Annotated in this window: 17 protein-coding genes; 10 read left to right on the top strand and 7 right to left on the bottom strand. The window is 69.6% G+C overall.

The window, feature by feature from the left end:
- Positions 1-21 precede the first annotated feature (21 nt).
- Both OG430_RS01960 and OG430_RS01955 read right to left on the bottom strand, forming a co-directional pair.
- A complete protein-coding gene (locus OG430_RS01960) occupies positions 22-474 on the bottom strand; it encodes a nitrate reductase (RefSeq protein WP_327350596.1) in 453 nt (150 codons plus the stop codon).
- Between the two features lie 374 nt (positions 475-848).
- Entirely contained in the window at positions 849-1,349 is a 501-nt protein-coding gene (locus OG430_RS01955) for a DinB family protein (RefSeq protein WP_327358943.1), read from the bottom strand.
- 332 nt (positions 1,350-1,681) lie between these two features.
- Here OG430_RS01955 and OG430_RS01950 point away from each other — a divergent pair, with 332 nt between their 5' ends.
- The 3 genes from OG430_RS01950 to OG430_RS01940 all read left to right on the top strand — a co-directional run bounded on the left by OG430_RS01950 (position 1,682) and on the right by OG430_RS01940 (position 6,453).
- Entirely contained in the window at positions 1,682-4,516 is a 2,835-nt protein-coding gene (locus OG430_RS01950; protein WP_442816428.1) for a PQQ-dependent sugar dehydrogenase, read from the top strand.
- A gap of 153 nt (positions 4,517-4,669) precedes the next feature.
- Positions 4,670-5,290, top strand: coding sequence for a histidine phosphatase family protein (locus OG430_RS01945; RefSeq protein WP_327358941.1), 621 nt, complete (start codon positions 4,670-4,672; stop codon positions 5,288-5,290).
- 329 nt (positions 5,291-5,619) lie between these two features.
- Positions 5,620-6,453, top strand: coding sequence for a PIG-L family deacetylase (locus OG430_RS01940; RefSeq protein ID WP_327350595.1), 834 nt, complete (start codon positions 5,620-5,622; stop codon positions 6,451-6,453).
- 190 nt (positions 6,454-6,643) lie between these two features.
- Here OG430_RS01940 and OG430_RS01935 read toward each other — a convergent pair whose 3' ends face one another.
- On the bottom strand, positions 6,644-7,198 hold the full coding sequence (locus OG430_RS01935; protein WP_327350594.1) for a GTP-binding protein: 555 nt from the start codon (positions 7,196-7,198) through the stop codon (positions 6,644-6,646).
- A gap of 388 nt (positions 7,199-7,586) precedes the next feature.
- Between OG430_RS01935 and OG430_RS01930 the strand changes: the two genes are divergently transcribed.
- From OG430_RS01930 to OG430_RS01920, 3 genes are all read left to right on the top strand, one after another.
- Positions 7,587-9,581, top strand: a complete 1,995-nt coding sequence (locus OG430_RS01930; RefSeq protein ID WP_327350593.1) for a glycoside hydrolase family 3 protein — start codon at positions 7,587-7,589, stop codon at positions 9,579-9,581.
- Positions 9,582-9,968: 387 nt separating this feature from the next.
- Positions 9,969-10,976, top strand: coding sequence for a 1-aminocyclopropane-1-carboxylate deaminase (locus tag OG430_RS01925; protein WP_327350592.1), 1,008 nt, complete (start codon positions 9,969-9,971; stop codon positions 10,974-10,976).
- Positions 10,977-11,259: 283 nt separating this feature from the next.
- Entirely contained in the window at positions 11,260-11,697 is a 438-nt protein-coding gene (locus tag OG430_RS01920; RefSeq protein ID WP_327350590.1) for a hypothetical protein, read from the top strand.
- A 33-nt stretch (positions 11,698-11,730) separates the two neighbouring features.
- Here OG430_RS01920 and OG430_RS01915 read toward each other — a convergent pair whose 3' ends face one another.
- Positions 11,731-12,462, bottom strand: coding sequence for a chitinase (locus tag OG430_RS01915; protein WP_327350588.1), 732 nt, complete (start codon positions 12,460-12,462; stop codon positions 11,731-11,733).
- Between the two features lie 109 nt (positions 12,463-12,571).
- The gene (locus tag OG430_RS01910) at positions 12,572-13,090 is read right to left on the bottom strand and encodes a lytic polysaccharide monooxygenase auxiliary activity family 9 protein (RefSeq protein WP_327350587.1); all 519 of its coding nucleotides are present in this window, start codon (positions 13,088-13,090) and stop codon (positions 12,572-12,574) included.
- Positions 13,091-14,004: 914 nt separating this feature from the next.
- Between OG430_RS01910 and OG430_RS01905 the strand changes: the two genes are divergently transcribed.
- From OG430_RS01905 to OG430_RS01895, 3 genes are all read left to right on the top strand, one after another.
- Positions 14,005-15,045: a family 2 encapsulin nanocompartment cargo protein polyprenyl transferase gene (locus tag OG430_RS01905; protein WP_327350585.1), complete on the top strand. Its 1,041-nt coding sequence runs from the start codon at positions 14,005-14,007 to the stop codon at positions 15,043-15,045.
- A 373-nt stretch (positions 15,046-15,418) separates the two neighbouring features.
- Positions 15,419-16,069 carry a tetratricopeptide repeat protein gene (locus OG430_RS01900; protein ID WP_327350584.1) on the top strand — a complete coding sequence of 217 codons (651 nt, stop codon included), beginning with the start codon at positions 15,419-15,421 and terminating at the stop codon, positions 16,067-16,069.
- Positions 16,070-16,402: 333 nt separating this feature from the next.
- On the top strand, positions 16,403-17,332 hold the full coding sequence (locus tag OG430_RS01895; RefSeq protein WP_327350583.1) for an endo-beta-N-acetylglucosaminidase H: 930 nt from the start codon (positions 16,403-16,405) through the stop codon (positions 17,330-17,332).
- Positions 17,333-17,754: 422 nt separating this feature from the next.
- Here OG430_RS01895 and OG430_RS01890 read toward each other — a convergent pair whose 3' ends face one another.
- Both OG430_RS01890 and OG430_RS01885 read right to left on the bottom strand, forming a co-directional pair.
- Entirely contained in the window at positions 17,755-19,215 is a 1,461-nt protein-coding gene (locus tag OG430_RS01890; RefSeq protein ID WP_327350582.1) for an FG-GAP repeat protein, read from the bottom strand.
- 113 nt (positions 19,216-19,328) lie between these two features.
- Positions 19,329-22,808 (bottom strand): nSTAND1 domain-containing NTPase, encoded by a 3,480-nt coding sequence (locus OG430_RS01885; RefSeq protein WP_327350581.1) that lies wholly within the window; start codon positions 22,806-22,808, stop codon positions 19,329-19,331.
- A gap of 249 nt (positions 22,809-23,057) precedes the next feature.
- Here OG430_RS01885 and OG430_RS01880 point away from each other — a divergent pair, with 249 nt between their 5' ends.
- Positions 23,058-24,425 (top strand): glycosyltransferase family 39 protein, encoded by a 1,368-nt coding sequence (locus tag OG430_RS01880; protein ID WP_327350580.1) that lies wholly within the window; start codon positions 23,058-23,060, stop codon positions 24,423-24,425.
- Positions 24,426-24,568 lie beyond the last annotated feature (143 nt).

Here is a 24,568-nt window from a genome sequence, read left to right as displayed (position 1 = left end):
ACAACCTGTGCCGCCCCGGGGTCAGTTGAGGCGACGACGCCTGGCGGTGCTCACCGATCGCGGCGTGTGCGGCGGCCTGCGCAGGGCCGTGCACACTGCCGCGAGTACGTCGGCGTACGGGCTCTGTCGCTGGCTCAGTGACACCCGCAGCAGGTCGAGCCTGCCCAGGTACGCCTCCATCGCCAGACGGCCCGGCACCGGCCGACAGGCCGTGAACTCCAGGACCGACGGCAGGAAATCGGGTGCCTCGCCGACGGGTGAGCGCCAGCCGTGCAGGCGATAGAGACGTTCCCACCGCACGGGGGAGATCGCTGGATCGTGAGCTGCGCCGACGCCGCCACGCGAGGACAGTGACAGCGAAAGGCGGTCCCCGCACGCGAAGGCTTCACGGTAGAGGGCGGCAAGCTCCCGCTCGGGCAAGTCCACGACCGCGTCGCAGAAGCGTCGCAGTATCTCTGCATCCTCACCCGGCATCCCGGTCAAGGATGCCCTGACCAGGGGGAGTCGCTCGAGGAACGGTGAGGTGGGTGGGTACAGAAGTGCTGCGGCCCGCTGGACAACGGCCACGGAGTGGTGCATGCCTGGCACGCTTTCCGGTTGGTGAGGATGACTGAACCGCCTACAGGCCCACCTTGTAGCCGAAAGGAGCAAGGCGCGCCGCACATCGCCGTCCTTTGAACTTCCTGAAGGAGCGTCTTTGCCGAGCGTTGACGATCAAGGCTCTGGATGTGGATCCGGCTGCGGGCTCGGACAGGCTCGCTTTCCCCGTGTGCGTTCCTTGCGGGTGCGACCACAAGGCCCGGTACGTGGTCGAGTGCGGCGTGGTCCGGCCTGCCCACCGGGTCGGCTCACCGGCCGACCGAACTGTCGATCTGCTCACGGAGGATGTCAGCATGGCCGGCGTGCCGAGCAGTCTCCTCGATCATGTGCACCAAGACCCAGCGCATCGTTGGCGGAGGCGTCTCGCGGAGTGAACGGGCGCCTGGCCGATCCAGGTCATTGCACGCGTGGATGATCTCATTGCACCGCCCGATCGCCTGATCGTAAGCCGTGAGCAGGCTCTCGGCAGTCTCGTCGTCACCAGGTTGGGACTCGTCGTCCCATGGCTCGACGTCAGCGCCGGCATACGCCCAGGCAAACCAATTGAGCTCAACTGCGGTCAGATGCTTGATGAGGCTGAGGATGCTGGTCCCTGATGACACCCCAGCAGTCCTGAGTGCCTTGTCGGATGTCCCCGACGCCTTGGCTGCGACCGCTTCCCTCAAGTAGTTGAGGAAGGCCAGCAGAGTCGTCTTCTCATCGGCGTTGAGACTCGGCGGTCGCAGATCGCCACGCGGCTCGGAATTCATCACACGGCGACACTACTGATCAAGGGCACTGGACGACCAGAGGTCCCCATCTGCCTCACGCGGCGGACATCCAAGACTCAGCCCGGACGCGGCGGGCGTGGCAGTGATCGGGAACGGCGTCATTGAACGCCCTACACCTTTGTCCTGATCGTGGATAAAGGCTGGACCTCGGCACGCGAAGAGGGTTCCGGGAACGGACGAACGCCGCTAACTTCCTTGGCATGTACCGGCCTTACCCCACACAGGCCGACTCTTCAGGCGCGACGGCGCGTGCCTGCCTTCCCCCCCACAGCCCAGTTCAGCTGTTGGCACCCCCCGATCGGGAGGCACCCGTGCGCAAGAGACGATCAACGTGGTACCCGCTCACCGCATTAGCCGCCGCCACCCTGCTTGCGGCAGGCCTGCTCGCACCCGCGGCGGGTGCGGCCGAGGCACCTCGACCACGAGCCGCAGCGGAGGAGTTCCAGCAGGTCACCCTCGCCAAGGGCGTCGCAGAGACGGGCGAGCCGATGACCATGGCGGTGCTGCCGGACCGCTCGGTCCTGCACACCTCGCGCGACGGCACGCTGCGACTCACCGACGCCGCCGGAACCACCAAGGTGTCCGGCAAGCTCGACGTCTACAGCCATGACGAAGAAGGCCTGCAGGGCATCGGCGTCGACCCCGGTTTCTCGTCCAACCGGTACGTCTACCTGTACTACGCGCCCAAGCTCTCCACCCCTGCGGGCGATGCCCCCGCCACCGGGAGCGCCGCCGACTTCGCCCCCTTCGACGGCGTCAACCGGCTCTCCCGCTTCGTCCTGAAGCAGGACGGCACGCTCGATGCCGCGAGCGAGAAGAAGGTCCTGGACGTGCCCGCCTCCCGCGGCATCTGCTGTCACGTCGGCGGCGACATCGACTTCGACAAGGCCGGCAACCTCTACCTGTCGACCGGCGACGACTCCAACCCCTTCGCCTCCGACGGCTACACGCCCATCGACGAGCGGGCCAACCGCAATCCCGCGTACGACTCCCAGCGCGGCGCCGGGAACACCAACGACCTGCGCGGCAAGATCCTGCGCATCAAGGTCAACGGGGACGGCTCGTACGCCATACCCTCCGGCAACCTCTTCGCGCCCGGAACTGCCAAGACCCGGCCCGAGATCTACGCGATGGGCTTCCGCAACCCGTTCCGGATGAGCGTCGACAAGCCCACCGGGACGGTGTTCGTCGGGGACTACGGGCCCGACGCCGGCACCGCCAGCGCCTCGCGCGGACCGGCAGGACAGGTGGAGTTCAACCGGATCACCAAGGCCGGGAACTACGGCTGGCCGTACTGCACCGGCAAGAACGACGCCTACGTCGACTACGACTTCGCCACCAACACCTCGGGTGCCAAGTTCAACTGCGCGGCACCGAAGAACACTTCGCCGCGCAACACCGGCCTCACGGACCTGCCCGCCGCCCAGCCCGCGTGGATCCCGTACGACGGCGGCTCCGTGCCCGAGTTCGGCAGTGGCTCCGAGTCCCCGATGGGCGGCCCGGTCTACCGCTACGACGCGGCCAACCCCTCCGACGTGAAGTTCCCCCAGTCCTACGACGGGAACTTCTTCGCCGGGGAGTTCGGCCGCCGCTGGATCAAGCGGATCGCGCAGGGCACGGACGGCACCGTGCAGTCCATCAACTCCTTCCCGTGGAGCGGGACGCAGGTGATGGACATGGCGTTCGGGCCGGACGGTGCCCTGTACGTCCTGGACTACGGCACCGGCTACTTCAACGGCGATGCGAACTCCGCCCTGTACCGCATCGAGAACGTCACCGGCGGCCGCTCCCCGATCGCCCAGGCCAAGGCCGACAAGACCTCCGGCAAGGCCCCGCTGACCGTCGCCTTCTCCTCCACCGGCAGCTCGGACCCGGACGGCGACCCCGTCACCTACGCCTGGAAGTTCGGTGACGGCGCCATCTCGAGCGCCGCCAACCCCTCCCACACCTACACCACCAACGGCCAGTACACGGCCACGCTCACCGTCTCCGACAACACCGGCAAGAGCGGCTCGGCCTCCGTGCAGATCACCGTCGGCAACACCGCGCCGACCGTGAAACTGGAGCTGCCCGTCGAGGGCCGGATCATCGATCCGGGCGCGGCCGTTCCGTACAAGGTGACCGTGACCGACCGCGAGGACGGCACCATCGACTGCGCCAAGGTCAAGATCAGTTTCATCGTCGGGCACGACAGCCACGGCCACCCGCAGACGTCCAAGACCGGCTGCTCCGGCACCGTACAGACCCTCGCCGACGGCGAGCACGACCCGAACGCCAACATCTTCGGCGTCTGGGACGCGGAGTACACCGACAAGGGCGCGAACGGACAGCCCGCGCTGACCACCCACGACCAGCACATCAGCCAGCCGAGCCACCGCCAGGCGGAGCACTACGGCGATTCACAGGGCGTACAGGTCACCAGCCACGACCCCGCGCACGGCGGCAAGACGGTGGGCTACATCGAGAACGGCGACTGGATCTCCTTCAAGCCGTACGCCCTCGACGACGCCACCCGATTCACCGCACGCGTCTCCTCCGGCGGCGCCGGCGGCACCATCGAGGTGCGCGCCGGCTCCACCACCGGGGCGCTGCTCGGCACCGTTCAGGTGCCGGTGACCGGTGGCTGGGTGACCTTCCAGGACGTCAGCACCGCCCTGGCCAACCAGCCCGCCACCACGACCACCCTCTACCTCGTCTTCAAGGGCGGCAGCGGCTCGCTCTTCGACGTGGACGACTTCGCCTTCAGCACCACGGGCCACAGCTTGCGCATGGGGGTGGTGAAGGGGTTGGGCGGTAAGTGCATGGACGTGGCCGGCGCCAACACGGCGAACGGCACGGCCATCCAGCTCTACGACTGCAACGGCACCGCTGCTCAGAAGTGGACGCTGCCGGGCGACGGCACGCTGCGCGCCCTGAACAAGTGCCTCGATGTCGCCGGGGCGGGCACGGCCAACGGCACCAAGATCCAGCTCTATGACTGCAACAACACCGGGGCCCAGTCCTGGCAGGCGCAAGCCGACGGGACGCTGCGCAATCCCAACTCCGGCAAATGCCTCGACGTCGAAGGCGCAAGCTCCGCCAACGGCACCCGCCTCATCCTGTGGACCTGCGCCGCCACCTCCAACCAGAAATGGACGTTGCCCTGACCTGGGGAGTCGGCCTGCGGGGGCGCTGCCCGCCGCACGACACAGCGTCCCCGCCACTGGCGGGGACGTGGTTGTTTCGAGCTTCGATGTAAGCGACCGTCGGCCATCTCTGGTTGTGGGAACCGATGGCTGAAGGTGGGCGTCCACCTCGGCATGCAAGATCGATATTTGTACCTTGCCCGTCACGGTGAAGCCACCTCCGAAGAGGGCGGGCTGACAGAGGGCGGGCGGCGGCAGGCAGAGCTGCTGGGCCGGCGTCTGCATGAGGTACCGCTGACGGCGGTCCACCACGGTCCGCTGCCCCGTGCGGCGCAGACGGCGCGGTTGATCGCAGAGCAGGTGAGCGGGGTGCCACTGCGCGAGTGCGAGACGGCTGGGGACTACGTTCCGTATGTGCCGGATCGAGGCGAGCTCCCCTCGGAAATTGCCGACGCCATGCTGTCGCGTCTGGGCTCGGTTTCGGCCGCGGAGCGTACACATGGTGCGGAGCTTGCCCGCCGGGCAGTCGCGGACTTCACCGGACCGGTGGAGCACGGGGATGCACCCCGGCATGACCTTGTCGTCACCCACGCGTTCCTCGTCGCCTGGCTCGTCCGTGCCGCTCTGGATGCGCCGCCCTGGCGCTGGATGAGTCTCACCCACGGTAACGCGGCACTGACCGTGATTCGCTACGCCGAGGCCCGGCCCGCAACCGTCCTCGTCTACAACGACGTGAGCCACCTCCCGGACGAGCTGCGCTGGACCGGGTTTCCCCCTCAGCTCCGCACGCCCTGACCGCCTTCTACCGAACAGACGGCAGATGGTCGCGCGCTCATCGAGCGATCCGTTCCGGTGCCGGATGGAAGCCGGATCCGAGGCTGCGCTGCGACGTGTGGGTCGAGCCTGTCGTTTGCCTTGAAAGGCCGATGCTCGGAAGATCAAGTGGCCGTGCCGGGAACAGTCGGTCCGGCCTGCGCGGTTGCATCGACCGAGGGGCCGGCGCCGCACGGCGGGGAACGCGGAGACCACCAGGGTCGTCCGGCCCGCCAGGATCCGGGCCCTCGGGGCGCGGTACGCCTGCCGTGCACTCGGACCAAGACATTTTTCTGCAGGAGGACTGCTTCATGACTGACCGGCCGTTGACGCTCATGGCTGTACACGCCCACCCCGACGACGAGGCCACCGGAACCGGCGGGGTCCTGGCGCGATATGCGGCGGAAGGCATCCGCACGGTTCTCGTGACCTGTACCGACGGCGGCTGCGGTGACGGACCGGGGGGTGTCAAGCCGGGGGATCCCGGTCATGATCCGGCGGCCGTCGCGCTGATGCGGCGTCAAGAACTCAAGGAGAGCTGTGACGTCCTGAAGATCAGCGATCTGGAAATGCTGGACTATGCCGACTCCGGAATGATGGGCTGGGCGAGCAACGACGCCCCCGGATCCTTCTGGCAGACCCCGGTGGAGGAGGGCGCCGCCCGCCTTGCGGAGCTCATGCGGCACTACCGGCCCGATGTGGTCGTCACCTACGACGAGAACGGCTTCTACGGGCACCCCGACCACATCCAGGCCCACCGCATCACGATGGCCGCGCTGGAGATGGTCGAGCTGACGCCGAAGGTGTACTGGACGACGATGCCCCGCTCGGGGATGCAGCGCTTCGGCGAGCTCATGCGCGAGCTGCATCCGGACATGCCGGAGCCGGATCCTGCCGAGGCTGCGGCGATGGCCGAGATCGGCCTGCCCGACGACGAGATCACCACGTGGGTCGACACCCTCGCATTCAGCGGCCAGAAGTTCGATGCGCTGGCCGCGCACGCCAGTCAGGGCGAGAACATCTTCTTCCTCAAGATGGGCAAGGAGAGGTTCGGCGAGCTGATGGGCATGGAGACCTTCGTGCGGGTCAAGGACGCCACCGGCTCCACCGCACCCGAGGACGATCTCTTCGCCGGACTGCGCTGATCCGCCCGTTCGACGGGGCCCGGGAAGCTGATGGGCCGCACGGCGCGCTCTCGCACGGCGCACACACGCAAGTGCGTCCAAGCGAGTTGTCCGTGCCGGCGGCCCATACCCCAAGCCTGCGGGCTGCTGACTTTGCACCCGTACGAGGCTGTCGCACGGCAGCACCCCGCCGGGGGAGGCCGATCCGGTGTCAGCCGAAGTGACCGTCGAGGGCCTCCGTCAGACGTACCACGTCGCGGCGCCCCTGCCGGGAGCCGGCTTGGTGCATCGCCCGCAACGCGGAGCCGTGCACGACCGGGCACTGGTCCCCGGGGTAGCCCAGCTCGTGCAGCAGCTCGCGGATTTCGAGCTCGATTATTTCCGTGATCTCCGGGTCGTTGACCAGGTCGCACTTGCCGAGGAACACCGCGACCTGTGTCACGCCCGCCGCCCGTGCCGCCTCCAGATACTCCCGGGTGTCCGGCATGGGACCGTCCTCGGCGGAGACGGCCAGCACTGCACCGCCCAACTGCCCGGCACCGACGGCGAGTCGGGAGCGGAAGGAGTCCAGGTCGGGGCTGTCGTACAGCTGGTAGGAGCCGCGTGCCGTGCCGAATTGCCCGAGTGGCTGCGCCGGTTGCCGAAACTCCTGGGGCACGACCTCGGTCAAGGCCTGCACCAGGGTGCTCTTGCCGTGCCCCGCGGCGCCTATGACCGCCGCCTGTACCAACGGCCCCCGGCCGATTTTCCGCCGCCTACCCCACATGCCTGGCCCCTCGTCTGTCGTCGACTGCCCGGGCAGGCTATCGACCCGCCCCACGCGGATCGGCCGGCGGGGGCCAGGTCCTCGGCGACGTCACCTCGGCTGTCGCGCCGCACTCGCGGCGGCCTGGCTGGGTCTGGTCGGTGGGTGGCCGCGCATGGTGCTCACCCCCCACCCCGACATCTTCGACGAGGCCTCGGCCGTGATGCCGGGTCGGCAGCGTCCTGGAGCGTGAAGCCCCCTTCGCCGACATGAGTTGAACTCAGCGAGCATGATCCGTGCACATCTCTTGTCACAAGTGAATACGGGCCCCTACTTTGAAGGCGCTTAATCGAGTCACCACTTCATACCTTGAATGACTTGTTGCACCTCGACGGAGAGGAACCCCTCCATGCCTTCACGTATCCGCGGCGCGAGAAGGCCGGCGGCGTTGGCCGCGATGACCGCCGTCGCCGCACTCCTGGCCCAGGCGGGCGTGCTCAGCCCGTCGGCCGGCGCCCATGGACGGCCCTCCGTACAGCCCCGGCTCGGCTCGCGTGACATACCGCTGATCGAGTCCCACGGACTGCGCTTTCGCGACCTGGACCGCAACGGCTCGCTCACTCCGTACGAGGACTGGCGCCTGAGCGACTCCGCACGTGCCCGGGACCTGGTGTCCCGCATGACGCTGCAGGAGAAGGCCGGGCTTCTGGTCCACGGCACCCTGACCGCCTCCGGCGAAGGCTACGACGCGGCCAAGACGGCCCAACTTGTGGGCGAGCGCCATGTCACGACGGCCATCACCCGGCTGTCGCAGTCCCCGCAGAAGGTCGCGGCGGCAAGCAACCAGGTGCAACAGGTCGCCGAGAAGCAGCGGTTGGGCATCCCGGTGATGATTTCCACCGACCCGCGCAACGGCTTCGCGGTCGTCGAGGGCCAGACCGTCGCCGGCGCGGGTACGACCGCCATGCCGGACGCCATCGGCATCGCCGCCGCGCACAGCCCGCGGCTCACCGAGAGACTCGGCGACGTCATCCGCCGTGAGTACCGGGCCGTCGGCATCTCCGAAGGCCTCTCCCCACAGGCGGACATCGCCACCGAGCCCCGCTGGACCAGGATCAACGGAACCTTCGGCTCCGACCCCACGGACGCCGGCCGCCAGGTGAACGCCTACGTCAAGGGCCTGCAGGGCGGATCCACGGGGCTGGACACGGACAGCGTCGCCACCGTCACCAAGCACTGGGTGGGCTACGGCGCCCAGGCCAACGGCTACGACAGCCACTACTACTACGGCCGGTACGCCACCTTCCCCGGCAAGAACTTCCAGGACCACATCACGCCGTTCCAGGGCGCATTCGCCGCGAACACGTCCGGCATCATGCCCACGTACTCGATCCTCAAGGACCTGACGTACAAGGGCCACAAGCTCGATCAGGTCGGCGCGGGCTTCAACTCCTACCTGCTGAAGGACCTCCTGCGCGGGACGTACGACTTCGACGGCCTCATCGTCTCCGACTGGGGCATCACCGGCAGTTGTCCCGAGGAGTGCCGCAACACCCGCCCGCCGGCTCCCTTCTTCGGGGCGTGGGGCGTCGGCATGTCGTGGGGCGTGGAGGACAAGACCGTACTGGAGCGCTTCGCACTCGCACTGAACGCGGGCGTCGACCAGATCGGCGGCAGCGACGAGCCGTCGTACGTCGTGCAGGCCGTCAGGCGGAAGCTCGTCACCGAGAAGAGGGTCGACGAGTCGGCCCGGCGGGTGCTGGAGCAGAAGTTCCAACTGGGCCTGTTCGAGGACCCGTACGTCTCCGAGCAGGCAGCGGGCCGCATCGTCGGCAACGCCGGCTTCCAGGCCCTGGGCGACCGGGCACAGGCCGATTCGCTGACCCTCCTCAAGAACAGCGACCGGACGCTGCCGGCCAAGCGCGGCAAGGTCCGTGACGTCTACCTGTACGGAATCTCCGCGGCCGAGGCGAAGGCTCGCGGGTTGAACGTGGTCGCCGACCCGGACGACGCCGATCTGGCGCTCGTACGGCTGGCCGACCCCCGGGGCGGTGCCGACCTGACCGGCCTGGAGTTCAGCGCCTCGGACCCGGCGTACAAGGCCTTCCTGGCGGCCGCGAAGAGCGGTACTCCTACCGTCGCGATCCCCAAGCTGGACCGGCCGTTGGTCCTCACCGACATGGCCCGTCAGGCCGACGCGGTGTTGGCCAACTACGGAGTCTCCGACAGCGTCCTGCTCGACACCGTCTTCGGCGAGCGCAGTCCGGGCGGCAAGCTGCCCTTCGAGCTGCCTTCGTCCCAGAAGGAGGTGGAGGCCCAGCTCGGCGACGTGCCCGACGACACGACGAATCCGTTGTACGAGCGCGGGTTCGGCCTGGGCTACCGGGCCGCGCACGGACGGTGACCGCTCGGGGCGTGGCGTCCTGAGGCGGGTGTCCGCTTGATCCGCTGCCCGTCAGGCTGATCCAACCTCCCACGCGTACGGGGTGGCCGGGTCCGGTGGACCTCGGATCCGGCCGGCTCGGCGAGGTGGTGGGAGTGGCCGTCGACAAGTGGAGCGAGCCTCACGGCCGTGCTGCAGGCGGGGCCGGGTGCGTCCCGCGCTCCGGACGGCGAGGTGACCGAGTTCGCCAAAGAGCGGATCGGTCGCGTCAAGCCCCCGGAGAGGCGGATATCTGGCTCGGCCTGCCTCGCTCGAAGGTGGGCAAGGTCTCGAAGAGCGAGGTGAGAAAGCGGCTGGCGTGACGCCGCACCTGCCCGACACCACCGCCCGGAGACCCAAGGAGTTCACATGCCCCTCGATGCCTTCGCACGCCATCCCCTGCTGTTCGGACCGAGCCCCGTCCACCCGCTGCACCGCCTCAGCGAGCACCTCGGTGGGGCCCGGATCTGGGCCAAACGGGAAGACTGCAACAGCGGGTTGGCATTCGGCGGGAACAAGACCCGCAAGCTGGAGTACCTGCTGCCGGACGCCCTCGCCAAGGGCGCGGACACCCTGGTCACCATCGGCGGGGTGCAGTCCAACCACACCCGGCAGGTCGCCGCGGTCGCGGCCCGGGCCGGACTGAAGGCTGTCCTGGTCCAGGAGAGCTGGGTGAACTGGCCGGACCCGGTCACCGACAAGGTCGGCAACATCCTGCTGTCCCGCCTGATGGGCGCCGACATACGCCTGGTCAGGGCGGAGTTCGGCATCGGGTTCAAGGACAGCTGGCAGCAGGCCCTGGAGGATGTGCGCGCCGGCGGCGGCACTCCGTACGCCATCCCGGCCGGAGCCTCGGACCATCCCCTGGGCGGCCTCGGCTTCGCCGGCTGGGCCGCAGAGGTACGTCGGCAGGAGCAGGAGATGGGCGTCTTCTTCGACACGATCGTGGTCTGCAGCGTCACCGGCAGCACCCAGGCCGGCATGATCGCAGGCTTCGCGGGTCAGGACCGACCGCGCCGGGTGCTGGGCATAGACGCCTCAGCCGAGCTCGACAGGACCCGCGCCCAGGTGGAGAAGATAGCCCGCCAAACGGCCGAACTCATCGACCTGGAGCGGGACTTGCGCGACGACGAGATCACCCTCCTCGAGGGCTGGGCCGGGGACGCCTACGGCATTCCCGTCCAGTCCACCCTGGAGGCCATACGGCTCACCGCACGCCTCGAAGGCATGATCATCGACCCCGTGTACGAGGGCAAGTCGATGGCCGCGCTCATCGACCTCGTACGCCATGACGAAATCCCCCGGGATTCCAACGTCCTGTACGCCCACCTCGGCGGACAGCTCGCCCTCAATGCTTACAGCGGCGCCTTCCACTAGGCCTGTCGAGCCGGCTGCGTGCCCGGAGCCCGTGGGGGAGCGGGCGGCTTTCCGCAACCTCCTTACGGAGAAGGGGAAACGAGGTCGGTCCCCTCCCCTCCCCGGGCCGGCCGGCACGCTGCGGTCAGGAGAGGCGCTCCTCGGGGGCAGGCACTGTCGACTGAACGACGCGGCCGCCCGGTTGCCCATCTGAGGGCTGTTCCGAAACCGTCCGTGCCAGCCGGGCCCAAGAGGCCCGATCGTCCTGCAGTCCTACCCTGCACCCCTGGCCACGTCGGCCGACGTGCGCTACCCCGGGGACGGCTGGGACCGCCTCCACACCGGAGGCTGCCCCTTCTACGACGAGGACCTCGACTGGGCCCGAGGGCTGATCGACGAGATGGGCAGCGCTCTGCGCAACGTCGCCGCGGACCACGGGACCGGCTCCCTCGACCTGCGCGAGGCGCTGCGCGGACACACCGTCTGCTCCGACAAGGCCAAGCTGGTCACCCAGGGCACCCCGAAATCTCGGCAGTTCAGCGAGTGGGCCCGATTCGTCGCCAGCGGCCGGTTCGAAGGCGACATGAACGAGTCCATCCACCCCAACGCCTTCGGTCAGCGGGCCTTGGGCAAGTGCCTCGCCGGGTTGTACGGCACGGATCCGCAGGGCGGCGCCCGGCTTTCCGGTGCGTGCACGGCCACGGCGGGCAAGGGCTACGACGGTGTCACCGTGGCCCGGTGAGTGGGGCCCACGTGGAGGTGGGCCCCACGCGGTTCAGCAGCTGAGGTTGCCTCCTGGTTCGACTCCGAGGAGCTGAGTGAAGCGTTGGTAGTTGTCGATGCGGCTCTGAACCTGGCCCGGGTTGGCGCCGTTGCATTCCAGGGTGCCGTTGATGGCCCGGATGGTCTCACCGAATCCGGCGCCGTTGACGATGGCGTTGTGCGGCGTCATCGTGCCGGGGCCGTTTTGGGTGTTCCAGTACCACAGGCCCGTCTTCCAGGCGACGGACGAGTCGTTCTGCACCAGATCGGGGTTGTTGAGCAGGTCGATGCCGAGTGCGTCGCCTGCCGATTTGTAGTTGAAGTTCCAGCTGAGCTGAATCGGGCCGCGCCCGTAGTACTTGTCGTGGCCGGCCGGGCAACCGTAGGGCTGCGTGGTGTCGCAGTAGTGCGGGTAGTTGGCCGTGTTCTGCTCGACGACGTGGACGAGGCCGCCCGTCTCATGGCTGACGTTGGCGAGGAAGGCCGCCGCCTCTTGCTTCTTCACCGTGTCGCTGCCGGTGTTGGAGAACCCCGGATACGCCGAGAGCGCGGCGGTGAGCCCGCTGTAGGTGTAGAAGGAATTGCGGTTCGGGAACATCTGGTCGAACTGGGCTTCGCTGACCACGAATTCGGCGGCGGCGCCCTGGTTCGCCTTCTGGGCGGAGGCTGTCGGGGCGAGGGCCAGTGCGGTGATCGCTGCGGTCGCGCCGGTGGCGGCCAGCAGGCCGATGATGCGGGAGTGCACGGTGTCGACTCCTCAGGGGTGCTGATGGTGGGGCGAATCGTGTGCGGGAGGTGGTGGCCCGCGCCGGGTGGGCCGGCCCCTTGGCGGAGCCGGCCCGGGAAGTGGCCCGTCAGCCGCCGACGTTGACGTCGATGCAGGCGTAGAAGGCGTTGTCGGTGTCGGCCACGTTCCACACGGCGAGGACCTTCTGCTTGCCGCTGAGTGCGCCGAAGTCGACTTGGTGGTCGACCACTTCGCCGGGTTGGGCGCCGCCGTCGTCGAACAGTGCGATGCGCCGGCCGCCGGCGTAGTACTCCCAGGTGCTGGTGGAGTGGCGGGCGGTGAGCCGCCAGGAGAATGTGGTGGTCTTGGGCACCGGGGTGATGGCCCACCCCTTGCTGTCGTCGTCCAGTTCGGCGAAGCGGCTGTTGCCACCGCTACAGCTGGTCAGGCCCTTGGGGCCTTCCACGCTCTGTGGCTCGTGGGTGATGTCGCCGCAGGACACGGTGCCGGCGGCGCACTGGGCCTGCCTGCTGGGCGGGTTGGAGATGTAGCCGTGAGCGCTGGCGGAGCCGGTGGGGAGGCTCAGAGCGAGGACGGGGGCGAGAGCGGCGCCGATCAGGGCAGCCGTCTTCCTGCTGGGGTGCATGGGTACTCCTTCACATCCGGCCGACCAGTTGTGCGTGGCCATGTGGGGGGCCAGGCGCGCGTCGGGGCGGCCTCTCTCGGGTGGGGCCAGGAGGGGTGGAAGGTGCCGAGGTCTCGCTCTCCGCGGACAGGCGGTAGCACCCGAAATGGGTGAACTCCCCAAGCGGAGGAGCGAGTTCGGTTGGCCTAGACCATACAAGTGGTCGTCATGGGCGTGTCAAGACTGCCGTAGGTGGCCGGCATGATCGCGAGCTCCTCGACCGCCGAGCGGCTGCCGCTCACGACCAGGTCTCGCCCGTGGCCACGTCGAGGCGGCAGGACTGGCCGATTCAGCTCGTGGAAACCTCGGCGGCGGCCGGTCTGTGAAGTGGCAATCGGCCGGCCGGGCGACCGGACGAGTCACTCTTCGGACGCCCGAGCCTGCCAGTTGGCATGTTGCCGCACTGCGAAAGCATTTCAGGAATGCCTTGAAGCCCGCGAGTTGCCCGACGTTTTTGGCGGTGCCAGGGCAGTTGCTTCGGAATCTCAAGATCTCCGGCAGATTTGCTGTCCTATCTGCTCTGTCCGATATTGGGCTATTGGATTTTGCCATCTTTCACACGGTCACCCCGGGAAACGCCTGACTTTTCATCACCCGCCTGCACAGAGGTTTCGAATCGCGTAGATTCGGCCGAATATCCAACCGAGGGGGAAGTGTGCGGGATTCCCTGCCCCTGCCCACTTGGGAGCCGGGGGCGGGTGAGGGTTTACGACTTTCAACCCCTGCTTCGGAGCGCTTTACGCAGTACGGGAAGGGGATCTTCGGTGCGGGAGGGATTTCGCTACCGGGTCGCGGTCCGTCCAGGCAGCAACATTTTGGTCGGGTTAATTCAATGGCGCCTCGAAGATTCTTCATGCCCGCAATCCTGGGGGGCCGTGCAGACCGAGGAGCGGGACCAGGAAGACGTGGCGGTAACTGCCCTGCTGGCGCGGGCCCGTGCGCGGGTCGACCCGGTGCTGCGCGCCGCCGTGGACACGCTGCCCGCACGGATGCGGCTCATCGCGGGCTATCACCTTGGATGGTGGGACCAGGGCGGCGTCCTGCAGGAGGGCGGGTCCGGGAAAGCCATCCGCCCGGCGCTGGTGCTGGCCACCCTGCAGGCCGCGAAGGCCGACGACGACCGAGGGCTGTGCGCGGCCGCAGCCGTGGAACTGGTCCACAACTTCACGCTGTTGCACGACGACGTGATGGACGCCGACACCTTGCGCCGGCACCGGCCCACCGCTTGGGCGGTGTTCGGCCTCCCGGACGCCATCTTGGCGGGGGACGCCCTGCAGGCCCTGGCGGCCCGGCTGCTGGCGCACGACCCGCACCCTGCCGCGTCGGCCGCGGCGTCCCGGCTCGCCTCCTGCGTGATCGAACTGTGTGAAGGACAGCACGCGGACTGCGCGTTCCAGGAGCGGACGACGGTCGGCCTCGACGGGTGCCTGACCATGTCCGAGGCCAAGACGGGCGCCCTCCTGGGCTGTGCGTGCGCACTCGGCGCACTGTATGCGGGCGCCGACGAGAAGGACGCCGACAGTCTGGATCGGTGCGGGCGCCAACTGGGGCTCTGCTTCCAGCTCGTCGATGACCTGCTGGGCATCTGGGGCGACCCGGCCGTTACCGGCAAGCCCGCCGGAGCGGACCTGGTCGCCCTGAAGAAGTCGCTGCCGGTGACGGCCGCGCTGGCCTCGGGCACCGCCGCCGGGGACGAACTCGCCGCGCTCTTCGAGGCCGGCGCACCACTTCGGCCGGCTCAACTGCCGCATGCCATGGACCTCGTGGAGCGGGCCGGTGGCCGCCGGTGGGCCCGCGCGCAGGCGGATGAGACCGCCGGCCAGGCCCTGGAAGGCCTGTCCCGGATGTACCCCGAACCGCAGGCACGCGGCGAACTGCTCGCGCTGGCCCGGCTGATCAGCCGCAGAGACCACTGAACGTCGGCGGCGCCCGGCGGCCCCCGTGCCGGTGCACCTGACGGGGGCCAACAGTGAACGCCCCGATGCTCACTGCGTGTTCCGGCGCATGCCGTGACAGCAGCATTGGCCGATCCGAGGCGGGGTGGGTATGGACGCTGCGGTCTGGCTGACCGGACTGACCGCGTTGGTGGGAGAGCGGTTCGGCGGTCCACTCTCCGGCGCAGAAGCGAGTCTGGAGGCCGGTCCGCCTCCAGCGGATCCCCCCCCCACAACGTCACGTCTTGAGCGTCAGCAGAAGACCTATGTCCCTTCCGGACACCCACCGCACGCTCACGAACGAACGAACGCTCGGGGACTGTGTCTGCCTGTCCGGGATCGTTATGATCACCGAATGACTGCGGACGGGCGAATCGGTCAGGCTCAACTCCTCTACGAACGAGCCGTCTTCGGCGGCGACACCGATGCTCTTGCCACTGCCGACCTGGGCCTCGATGCGGTCGAGGCAGATCTCGCGCTGGCCCGCGGCCGCATAATCCACGCCCGCTTCCTGGCGGAGCGAGTTGAGGACGAGCGAGAGCTGGAGCTGTTCGATCGAGCGGCGGATCTCTACGGTCGACTCGGTGATGTGCAGGGCGAGGGCGAGGCGGTGTTCTGGGTCGGCACCTTCCACCAGGTGGTGCGCGACGACAACGACACGGCCCTACCCGCCTTCAAGCGAGCCCTGGACCTCGCCACCCAGGCCGGCGACCGACTCACCATGTCCTACGCCCTGCGCCACCTCGGCTTCATCGACCAGATGGCAGAGCGCCTCGACGAGGCCCGTGCCCACTTCGAGGAGTCCACTCGCCTGCGCCGGGAACTGGGATTCCTGCCCGGGGTCGCGGCCAACCTGATCGGCCTGGCCTATCTCGCCGCCCAGCAGGAGCGGAGGGAGGACGCGGCGGCGCTGCTCAGCGAGGCGACGGACCTCGCCAAGGAGACTGACTCCCACGGCGTCCTGCGCTGGGTTGCAGGGGCCCGCGAAGAGCTCAGCTTGCCGTGAAGCGGCGGCGCAGAAGGCTGCGAGCGCGAGTTCTTTCCGCCGACGACCTTCACGACACCACGCTTTGAGGGCCAGTAGCTGAGCCCAGCGCCAATCCCCTCTCCGGGGACCCGAGTCCCCGCGTGCAAGGCCGGCGACGACCCCGGCGCGACCGCGCCCGAGCAGTTCGGCTCTGGCTTGGTGCCATGGTTGCGGCGCGGTGTGGGTGGGAGTGGTGAAGGGTGCGCGCATGGTTCTCCAGATTCGTTCACCAGAGCGGAAAGATCGGAGGGCTCACTCGGCGCCTTCGAACAAGTCGGGGCGCCGGCCCATGCGATGGGAGATTGATCAACGATGTTCACTCTGGTACGGAGCAGAGTGCGGACGGCCGCACTCGTGTTCTCGACCCTCGCGGCCCTCGCCTTCGGCACGACACTCACGACCGGCGCGGCAGCGGCCCCCGCTCCCGCTCCTGCTCCCGCGAAAGCGGGGCCGACCTCGGTGGCGTACGTCGAGGTGAACAACAACAGCATGCTCAACGTCGGCAAGTACAGCCTGGCCAACGGCGGTGGCAACGTCTTCGACGTCGCCGTGATCTTCGCAGCGAACATCAACTACGACACGGGCACGAAGGCGGCGTATCTGCACTTCAACGAGAACGTGCAGCGCGTCCTCGACAACGCCGCCACCGAGATACGGCCGTTGCAGCAGAAGGGCATCAAGGTCGTTCTCTCGGTGCTCGGCAACCACCAGGGCGCGGGCTTCGCGAACTTCCCGTCCCAGCAGGCGGCTTCGGCGTTCGCGAAGCAGCTGTCCGACGCCGTGACCGAGTACGGCCTCGACGGCATCGACTTCGACGACGAGTACGCCGAGTACGGCAACAACGGCACCGGCCAGCCCAACGACAGCTCGTTCGTGCACCTGGTCACGGCGCTGCGCGCCAACATGCCAGACAAGATCATCAGCCTCTACAACATCGGCCCGGCCGCATCGCGCCTCTCCTACGGCGGTGTCGATGTCACGTCCAAGTTCGACTACGCCTGGAACCCGTACTACGGCTCCTGGCAGGTCCCCGGCATCAACCTGCCCAAGTCGAAGCTGTCACCGGCGGCCGTCGAGATCGGCCGGACCTCGCAGAGCACAGCCGCCGACCTCGCCCGCCGCACCGTCAGCGAGGGATACGGGGTCTACCTCACGTACAACCTCAACGGCGCCGACCGCAGCGCCGATGTCTCCGCCTTCACCAGGGAGCTGTACGGCAGTGACGCCGTCTACACGCCGTAGGACGATTGCTCGTGCCGCTGCGCCGTGGTCCCTCAGGGCTTGGCGTATCCGGTAGGGCCGCGAACGTGCAGGCCGCGCTCCCGACAACGATGTCGGGGGCGCGGTGGCACGTTGGTCGAGGACGTCACACGCGGGGACGCGCCAGACGGAGGGGGAGCGCGTCCCCGCGTGAAGGACGCCGCTGAATCTACGTCCAAGCGGCCGAGTGCCATTGGCTGCAGTCCGCCGCCAGTCCTGGGCCACCTCGTAGGGGAGGGAGCGTCCGCCGCGTCGTTGCAGGCGCGAGGAGTGCGGCAGGCCCGGGACGTACACAGGCGCGGCCGGCTTGCTACCGGGCGTGAGCGGGCCGGGCGGGAGAGGGGTGAGATCGCTTCCCGCCCTTCTCCCGCCCCGCGTGGTCGCTGCCGATGTCGGGCCTGTTGTCAGTCGCTGAGGACGGAGCCGAACTGCCGGTTGGTGAAGGTGAGGCCGAAGTCGTCGGCGCTGAAGGACTTGTTGCCGGTCCGCGACAGGCTTTCGCCCGAGGCGGGAATCACCCAGTTCGCGCCGTCGGAGGTGGAACCGGCCTTCACGTCCTCGCCCCGGGCCGCGACGACGAGTTCGGCGTGGCCGTCGCCGTTGGCGTCGACGAGGGAGACGTCGGAGCCGAAGTAGTCGTTCGCCTCGTCGGCGCCGGGGACGCCGGCGTACGACTGGTAGCGGACGTTGGTGCCGAGGTCGACGCCGTAGTCGCTGCCCTTCATGAGGTAGGCGGAGCCCGTGTTCTGCACCCCGTCGACGGTCTCGTACGGGGCGCCGACGGCGATGTCGTCGATGCCGTCGCCGGTCATGTCACCGACGGCGAGGGCCGAGCCGAAGGCGTCGCCTTGCTCGTCGGTGCCGGGGATGCCGTAGGTGTTCTGGCTGTAGTTGGCGGTGTCGATCTTGCCGGGGCCGTCCGGGTGGCCGTAGCGGATGGTGACGTAACCGGCACCGCCCGACGGGTCGTTGACCTCGTCCGGGAACGGCCCGGCCTGCCCGGTGATCAGGTCGTCGTAGCCGTCGGCGTCGATGTCGCCCACGGCCGCCGCGGCGACCGGCGCGCCTGTCGACAGGTTCGACTGGAAGGTGACGCCGCCGGGGCCGCCGGTGTAGTACCCGAGCCAGGGGCAGGAGCTCGCGTCGCACTCGTCCGCCGAGCCGATGACGGCAAGGCCGTCACTCCCGGACCTGGTGAAGTCGCCGGTGACGAGGGAGCGCGCGGACACGTCGGCGAGACCGCCGGTGACCGCCGTGGGCGCGGCGGGTGTGGTGCGTGAGATGCCGTCCGGGTAGGTGAGGATCTTCCGGTCCGCCAGGACGGCGAGGTTGGCGCCGCCGTCACCGTCGAGGTCGCCGATGGCCACATCGCGGCCGAAGCCCAGTTCGTCGGCGGTGTTGGAGAGTGCCGTGGCGGTCTTGCCGAGGCCGCTCGCGCTGCCCCACAGGACAGTGACGGCACCGGCGTTGGTGTGACCGGTGACAGCCTCGCCGGGGGCGGTGACGACGAGGTCGTCGTAGCCGTCTCCGTCCACGTCGCCGCTCGCCGTCTGGGCGCCGAACTGGTCGCCCGCCTCGGACGCCCCGGGCACATTGGCGGAGCTCTGGCTGAGGACTGCGGCGCGCGAGGTCGAGGTTCCGGTGGCGGAGCCGTAGCTGACCACGAGGTTGCCCGCGCTCGCCTGACCGCCGACGACGGCCTTCGGGGTGGCGGTGACGACGTCGGCGTAGCCGTCGCCGTTGAAGTCGTACGCGGTGGCCTTGCCCGTCGCAACGGCATTCCCGGACGCCGTTGCGGCGAGGGTGGTGCCGGTGGCGGCCGCTGCCGCTATGGACGCGGCGATCGCGACGGTTCGTACACGCACAGGTGCCTCCATGGTGATGGGGTTCGCTGGGGAGACACCTGTGGCGTACGAATAGTTGTGCGCCGTAAAGGGATTGTTGGCCAAAGGTTTCCTCGCAGTGCAGACCTGCGACGTCAAGGGCCGCAGGTGTCGCGGTAATCGGCCGACGGAAAGTAGCGCCGCCACTCCGCCTCGGCGAGCCCGCCCGCCGCTCGCCGGCACAGCTCCACGGCTGCCCGGTCGGGCGCCGCGGCCCGGGCACGCATGTCCAGGTGAGGGGTGGCGATGCGCAACTCTCCCTGGCTCCCGGTGAATTCGATGCCGAGGGCCGGCCCGTCCCCGACCGGCAAGGTGGCCGCGGGCTGGGTCGGCGAGGCCGTCTCCCAGACCTGCACGGAGCCGTCGGGAGCCCCGGCCGCGAGCAGGGAACCGTCGCCCGAGAACGCCAGGGTGGCGATGCCCGCGCTCGACGCACCGGCGCGCAGTACCGTGATCCGGCGCCAGGTGCGCGCGTCCCAGAGGGTGATGCGTCCCTCGCTGCCGGCGGTGGCCAGGTGCTTGCCGTCGGGGCTGAACGCTCCGGTGGTGAGGGAGTCCTCGCCTTCCAGGCTCTTGTTTCCCGTGCGCTGCTTGCCCGTTGACGCGTCGACGAGTGTCCCCTGCTGGGTGAGCCCGGTGCGCCCTGTCGGCTCGACGGCCACGAGCGGGGAGTCACCGGCAGAGGCGCTCTCCCTCGGGGACGCGGCCCGTTCCCGCCAGGCCCTGCCCGTCAGCCCTTGCAGCGAGAGAGTGCGTACCGTGCTGGGCCGCCTGCCGACTTGATAGCGCAGCACGCCCGCGCCGGGATCCAGACGGATGTCGGAGACCTGACTGCTGGCGACGGGATAGGTGAGCAGCGGCGCACGCGTGCCGTCGGCGGCGGCGGGAAGGTCGGTACGCCACAGGCTGAAGGCGCCGGCGCCCCAGGCCAGCGCGTAGGGCCCGGAGAACCTCACGGAGTGCGCGCCTCCCAAGAGCGGCAGCCGTGGGCGTTCCCGGCCGGTCCGGAAGTCCCAGGTGACGATCGCATCGGAGGTGCCGGACGCGACTGCCCGTTGATCGGGGGTGAACGTGAGGTGTCCCTCGCACAGGTCGCGTTGGGTTTTCGCGGGCGCCAGGGCAGCGACCGGGCGCCGGTCGGCCACGTCGAGGACCTGCAAGCGCTCGCTGTTCTGCTCGCACCAGGCGAGGTGACGGTCGTCGTGGCTGAGCACGGGCATCTCTCCGGCATCGCTGCCTCGTTCGTAGCGCATGACTGCTTTCTGCAGGCGCAGGTCCCACACCTCGAGCGTCGCGCGTCCGTGCTGTGACCCGGGGACGAGTCGGCGCAGGACGAGAGTGCGCCCGCTGGGTCCGAAGGCGGCGTTGGTGTCGGTCCACGAGCCGGTCGCGAGGCGGCGTGTGCTCCCGTCGGCCAGCCCGCCAACCACCAGGCCCGCTCGACCCGGCTCGCGGTAGGCGATCCACCGGCCGTCCGCGCTGACGTCGAGGATGCCCTCGGACAGGCCCCGGCGCTGGACGGTCCGGATACGCCGATGGGTGCGTACGTCCCACTGAACGGCCTTGTCACGCACGACCGTTGTCAGGATCCGGCCGTCCCGGCTGAGCCAGGTGAGCGGATTGAGTGCGCCGCCGCCGTCCTCGGGTTGGACGAACGCGTCCTGTTCGTTTTGTGCGGCGGCCGTGCGCAGCGCCTGTCGGGTCTCCGGCAGGTCGGCGGTGCGCCAGGCGGCGAGGGCAAGTCGCATCGCGGTGCGTGGCTGAGTGGCGCGCAGCGTTTCGGACAGCGTGGCCGCTCTGCGGGCCTCGGCCTCCTCGCGCTGTCGCACGCTGACGTCGCTCTGCCGCCAGGCGCTGACACCGGCGACCACGGCCAGGCACAGCAGTACGGCAAGTCCGACGGTGAGCGTCCGCAGCCGCCGGGTCGACCGGGCCGCCGCCCGGCGGCTCTGCTCGTGCTCGGTGACGCTGGCGGCGAGGAAGTCGCGCTCAAGGCGGCTCAACTCGCCGCAGCGGGCGCCGGGTTCACCCCCTCCGGGGACGCCACCTGCGGGCGGCCCCGACGCGCCTGCACCCGTCCTTTCGCCGTCCCCATTCCCGAAGGCCTCCCGCGCCTCAGCCAACCGTATTCCCCGATACAGCGCTCCCGCGTCCCGTGCCAACTCGTTCCAGACACGGGCGGCTTCGGTCAGTTTGCGGTGCAGGCGCAAGCGGTCGCGATCCTCGTCCACCCAGCCGTGCAGCCGCGGCCAGGCGGAGATGAGCGCCTCGTGGGCGAGTTCGACGGTGTCGCCGTCGACGATGAGCAGGCGGGCGTGGACGAATCGTTCGAGGACGCGGGCGGTGGTGTCGTCGGCGTCGAATTCCGTACGGTCGACGGGGCGCCGGGTGTCCTCGGTGCCGTCGCCGGGGGTGACCAGCCGTAACAGCAGCGCTCGGACGGCAAGCGCCTCGGCCGGCGTGCAAGCGGCGTAGGCGGCCTCCGCGGTGTGCGCGACGGCGGCCTGGACACCGCCGACGGCCTCGTACGCGGCGAGGGTGAGGGTCTTTCCGGTACGCCGCCGCCAGACTTCGCGCAGGGCGTGGGCCATCAGCGGCAGCCCGCCGGGTTCGCCGGTGACGTCCGCGACGATCCGTGCGGTCAGGGAGCGTTCGACGACGATCCGTCGTGCCGCGGCGGGACGGACGACGGCCTGCCGCAGCTGCGTCGGGGTCATCGGTCCGACGAGCAGGGTGGAATCGCGCAGCGCCTCGGCGAGCGGGCCGTGTTCGGCGCAGCGCCCGTAGAAGTCGGCCCGGACGGCGAGCACCACCCGCAGCCGCGCCGACGGTTCGGCCGCGGTGAGCAACAGAGCGAGGAATCGCGTCCGTTCCGCCGGATCGGCGCAGAGGGTGAAGACCTCCTCGAACTGGTCGATGACGAGCAGGATGTCGCCGGGCCCGGAGTGCGGGGCGAAGAGGGCCTCGTGGGCGCGGGCGGGGTGGGCACCGGGGGAGAACAGGCGGATCGCAGCGGGCCGGGCCTGCACGTCGCCGGCGGCCACGGGGTCGGCGACGTCCCGCACGCGCCCGCCCGCCGGGCCTTCGATTCCCCGCAGGGCCGGTATCAACCCGGCCCGCAACAGAGACGACTTGCCGCTCCCCGATGCACCCACGACTGCGGTGATCCTCGCCCGCCCGGTCAACCGGACCAGATCGTCGATCAGATCGCCGCGTCCATGGAAGTGCTCCCCGTCGCCGGTACTGAAGCGAGCCAGCCCCGGATACGGTGCCGGCTCGTCGTCCGAACCGCCGGACAGACGCGCGTCGCCTGCCTCGGCGACCGCCCTTCGCCAGCGCCCCTCCCACTTCTCGGGGTCGCCCCCACACGCGACGACGTAGGCCCGGACCACCGCCGGCGTCGGCAGCCGCTCGCCGGCCGCCGCGGCGGACAGCGTGGGCCCCGAGTACCCGGCTTGCTGCGCCATCGCACGGTAGGTCGGCGTGCCCGCCTCGTCGCGCAGCTTTCGCAGTTCGTACGCGAACCGCTGCACCGCGCCCCTCCCCGGGTCCAGCGGTTTCTCGCGGCGCCCCATGCACGTCCCCCTCGCTCACGGCCGGCCCACACGCTAACAACCGCCCCGGGCCCATTGATTGACGCCCGCAATCAGGGCTGCCCATCAACGCGCCCGCCTCTGGACTCGTCGGTGCACGACCGCCACGCCACTCGCCCATGAGTCACGGAGCCGGCCATCGCCACCACCCATTCACCCAGACCCTCCCTGCTGCCCACACGGTTGCCGCACGCGCCCGCCGAGCCACCGCGCCCTCGCGCGTACTCGACCGTGCTCCTCCCCGCCGTGCTCTCCCTCGCTCTTGGCCTGTGGGGAGTGCGGCGCGGCGGCAGCATGTGGCGGGACGAGGCGGTGTCGTACGACATGGCGCACCGCTCCCTGCCCGACCTGGCGGCGACGCTGGTGCACGCCGACGCCGTGCACGGCCTGTACTACCTGCTGCTGCACGGACTGTTCAGGGCTTCCGGCGACGCCGACCCGCTGCTGGTGCTGCGCCTGCCCTCGGTTCTGGCGACTGCCCTCGCGGCCGGGACGCTGGCGCTGCTGGGCCGTCGGCTGGCCGGCCCGCGCCCGGGGCTTTTGGCCGGGGGCGTCTTCGCGTTGCTGCCGCCGGTGCAGCGCTATGCGCAGGAGGGCAGGTCCTATGCGCTCGTCTGCATGCTGGTGGTCTGGGCGTCGTACCTGCTGGTGCGGGCGGTCGAGACGCGCTCGCACCGGATGTGGGCGGGTTACGGCGCTGTCGCGCTCGCGGCCTGCCTTTTGCACGAGTTCGCCGTACTGGCCGTCCTCGCGCACCTGGTTGCACTCCCGCGAGCCGCCCGCCGCAACGGCATGCGGGTGGCAGCCGTGGTCTCCTTCTGCCTCGCCCCCCTTGTCGCGGTGAGTATCCGCCAGTCCGACCAGGTGTCGTGGATCGGCGGCGTGCACGCGGGCGCACTCCTGGGATTCGCCGGGGTCACGGTGCTCGGGGCGGCCTGCGCGGCGCTGATCCGCCGCGGGCCGCTGCCCGCATTCGCCTTGTCCCTGCTCGTCCTGCCCGCGCTCCTGCTCCTGCTGGCCACCCCGCTCAAGCCGCTCTATGTGGACCGCTACGTCCTCTACGGCCACGCAGGCACCGCCCTGCTCGTCGGGACCGCCCTCGACCGGCTGCCGCGGGCACGGGGCCGGATCCGGGTGGCCACCGTGCTCACCGCCGGTGCCTGCACCCTCGTCCTGCTGCCCGTCACACTGCACTTGCGGACTCCGCAGAGCCGTACCGACAACGTCACCGCCGTGGCGGAGGCGATTCGCGCGGCAGGGCGGGACGGCGACAGCGTGCTGTACCTGCCGTCATGGCGCCGCGTGTGGTCACTGGCGGATCCCACATCGGTGCGCGGGCTGCGCGATCTGGCCCTGGACCGCGGTCCGGTCACGTCGCACACGCTGTACGGCATCGAGGCAGCCGCGCCCGTGATTCGGGCCCGCATGCTGGCAACGGCACGCATCGTGGTGGTGACAGACCCGGCGGGTCAGCCACCGGACCAAGCAGCCCCGGAGCAGGTCAAACGGCAAGTGCTCGCCGATCACTTCGAGGCGTGTGGCACCCGCCGGGTCCAGGGCGCGCGCATCAGCCTGTACGCCCGGCCCGGCCGGTGCTGACGGCTCAGGTCGCGCGGCTCGCGGATGCACCGTGAAACCCTCTCGCCCGGGGCCGACGGGGCTGAAGCATGCGCTGGCGGCGAGGGCCCAACCTGAACACTGACCAATCCATCCGAGGATGCGTGCAGCACCCAAGCCGTCAC

The organism is Streptomyces sp. NBC_01304, from assembly GCF_035975855.1.
In the GTDB taxonomy this organism is placed as follows: domain Bacteria; phylum Actinomycetota; class Actinomycetes; order Streptomycetales; family Streptomycetaceae; genus Streptomyces.
Note: the sequence above shows the minus strand (reverse complement) of the source record. Positions and strands in the feature narration are given on the sequence as shown.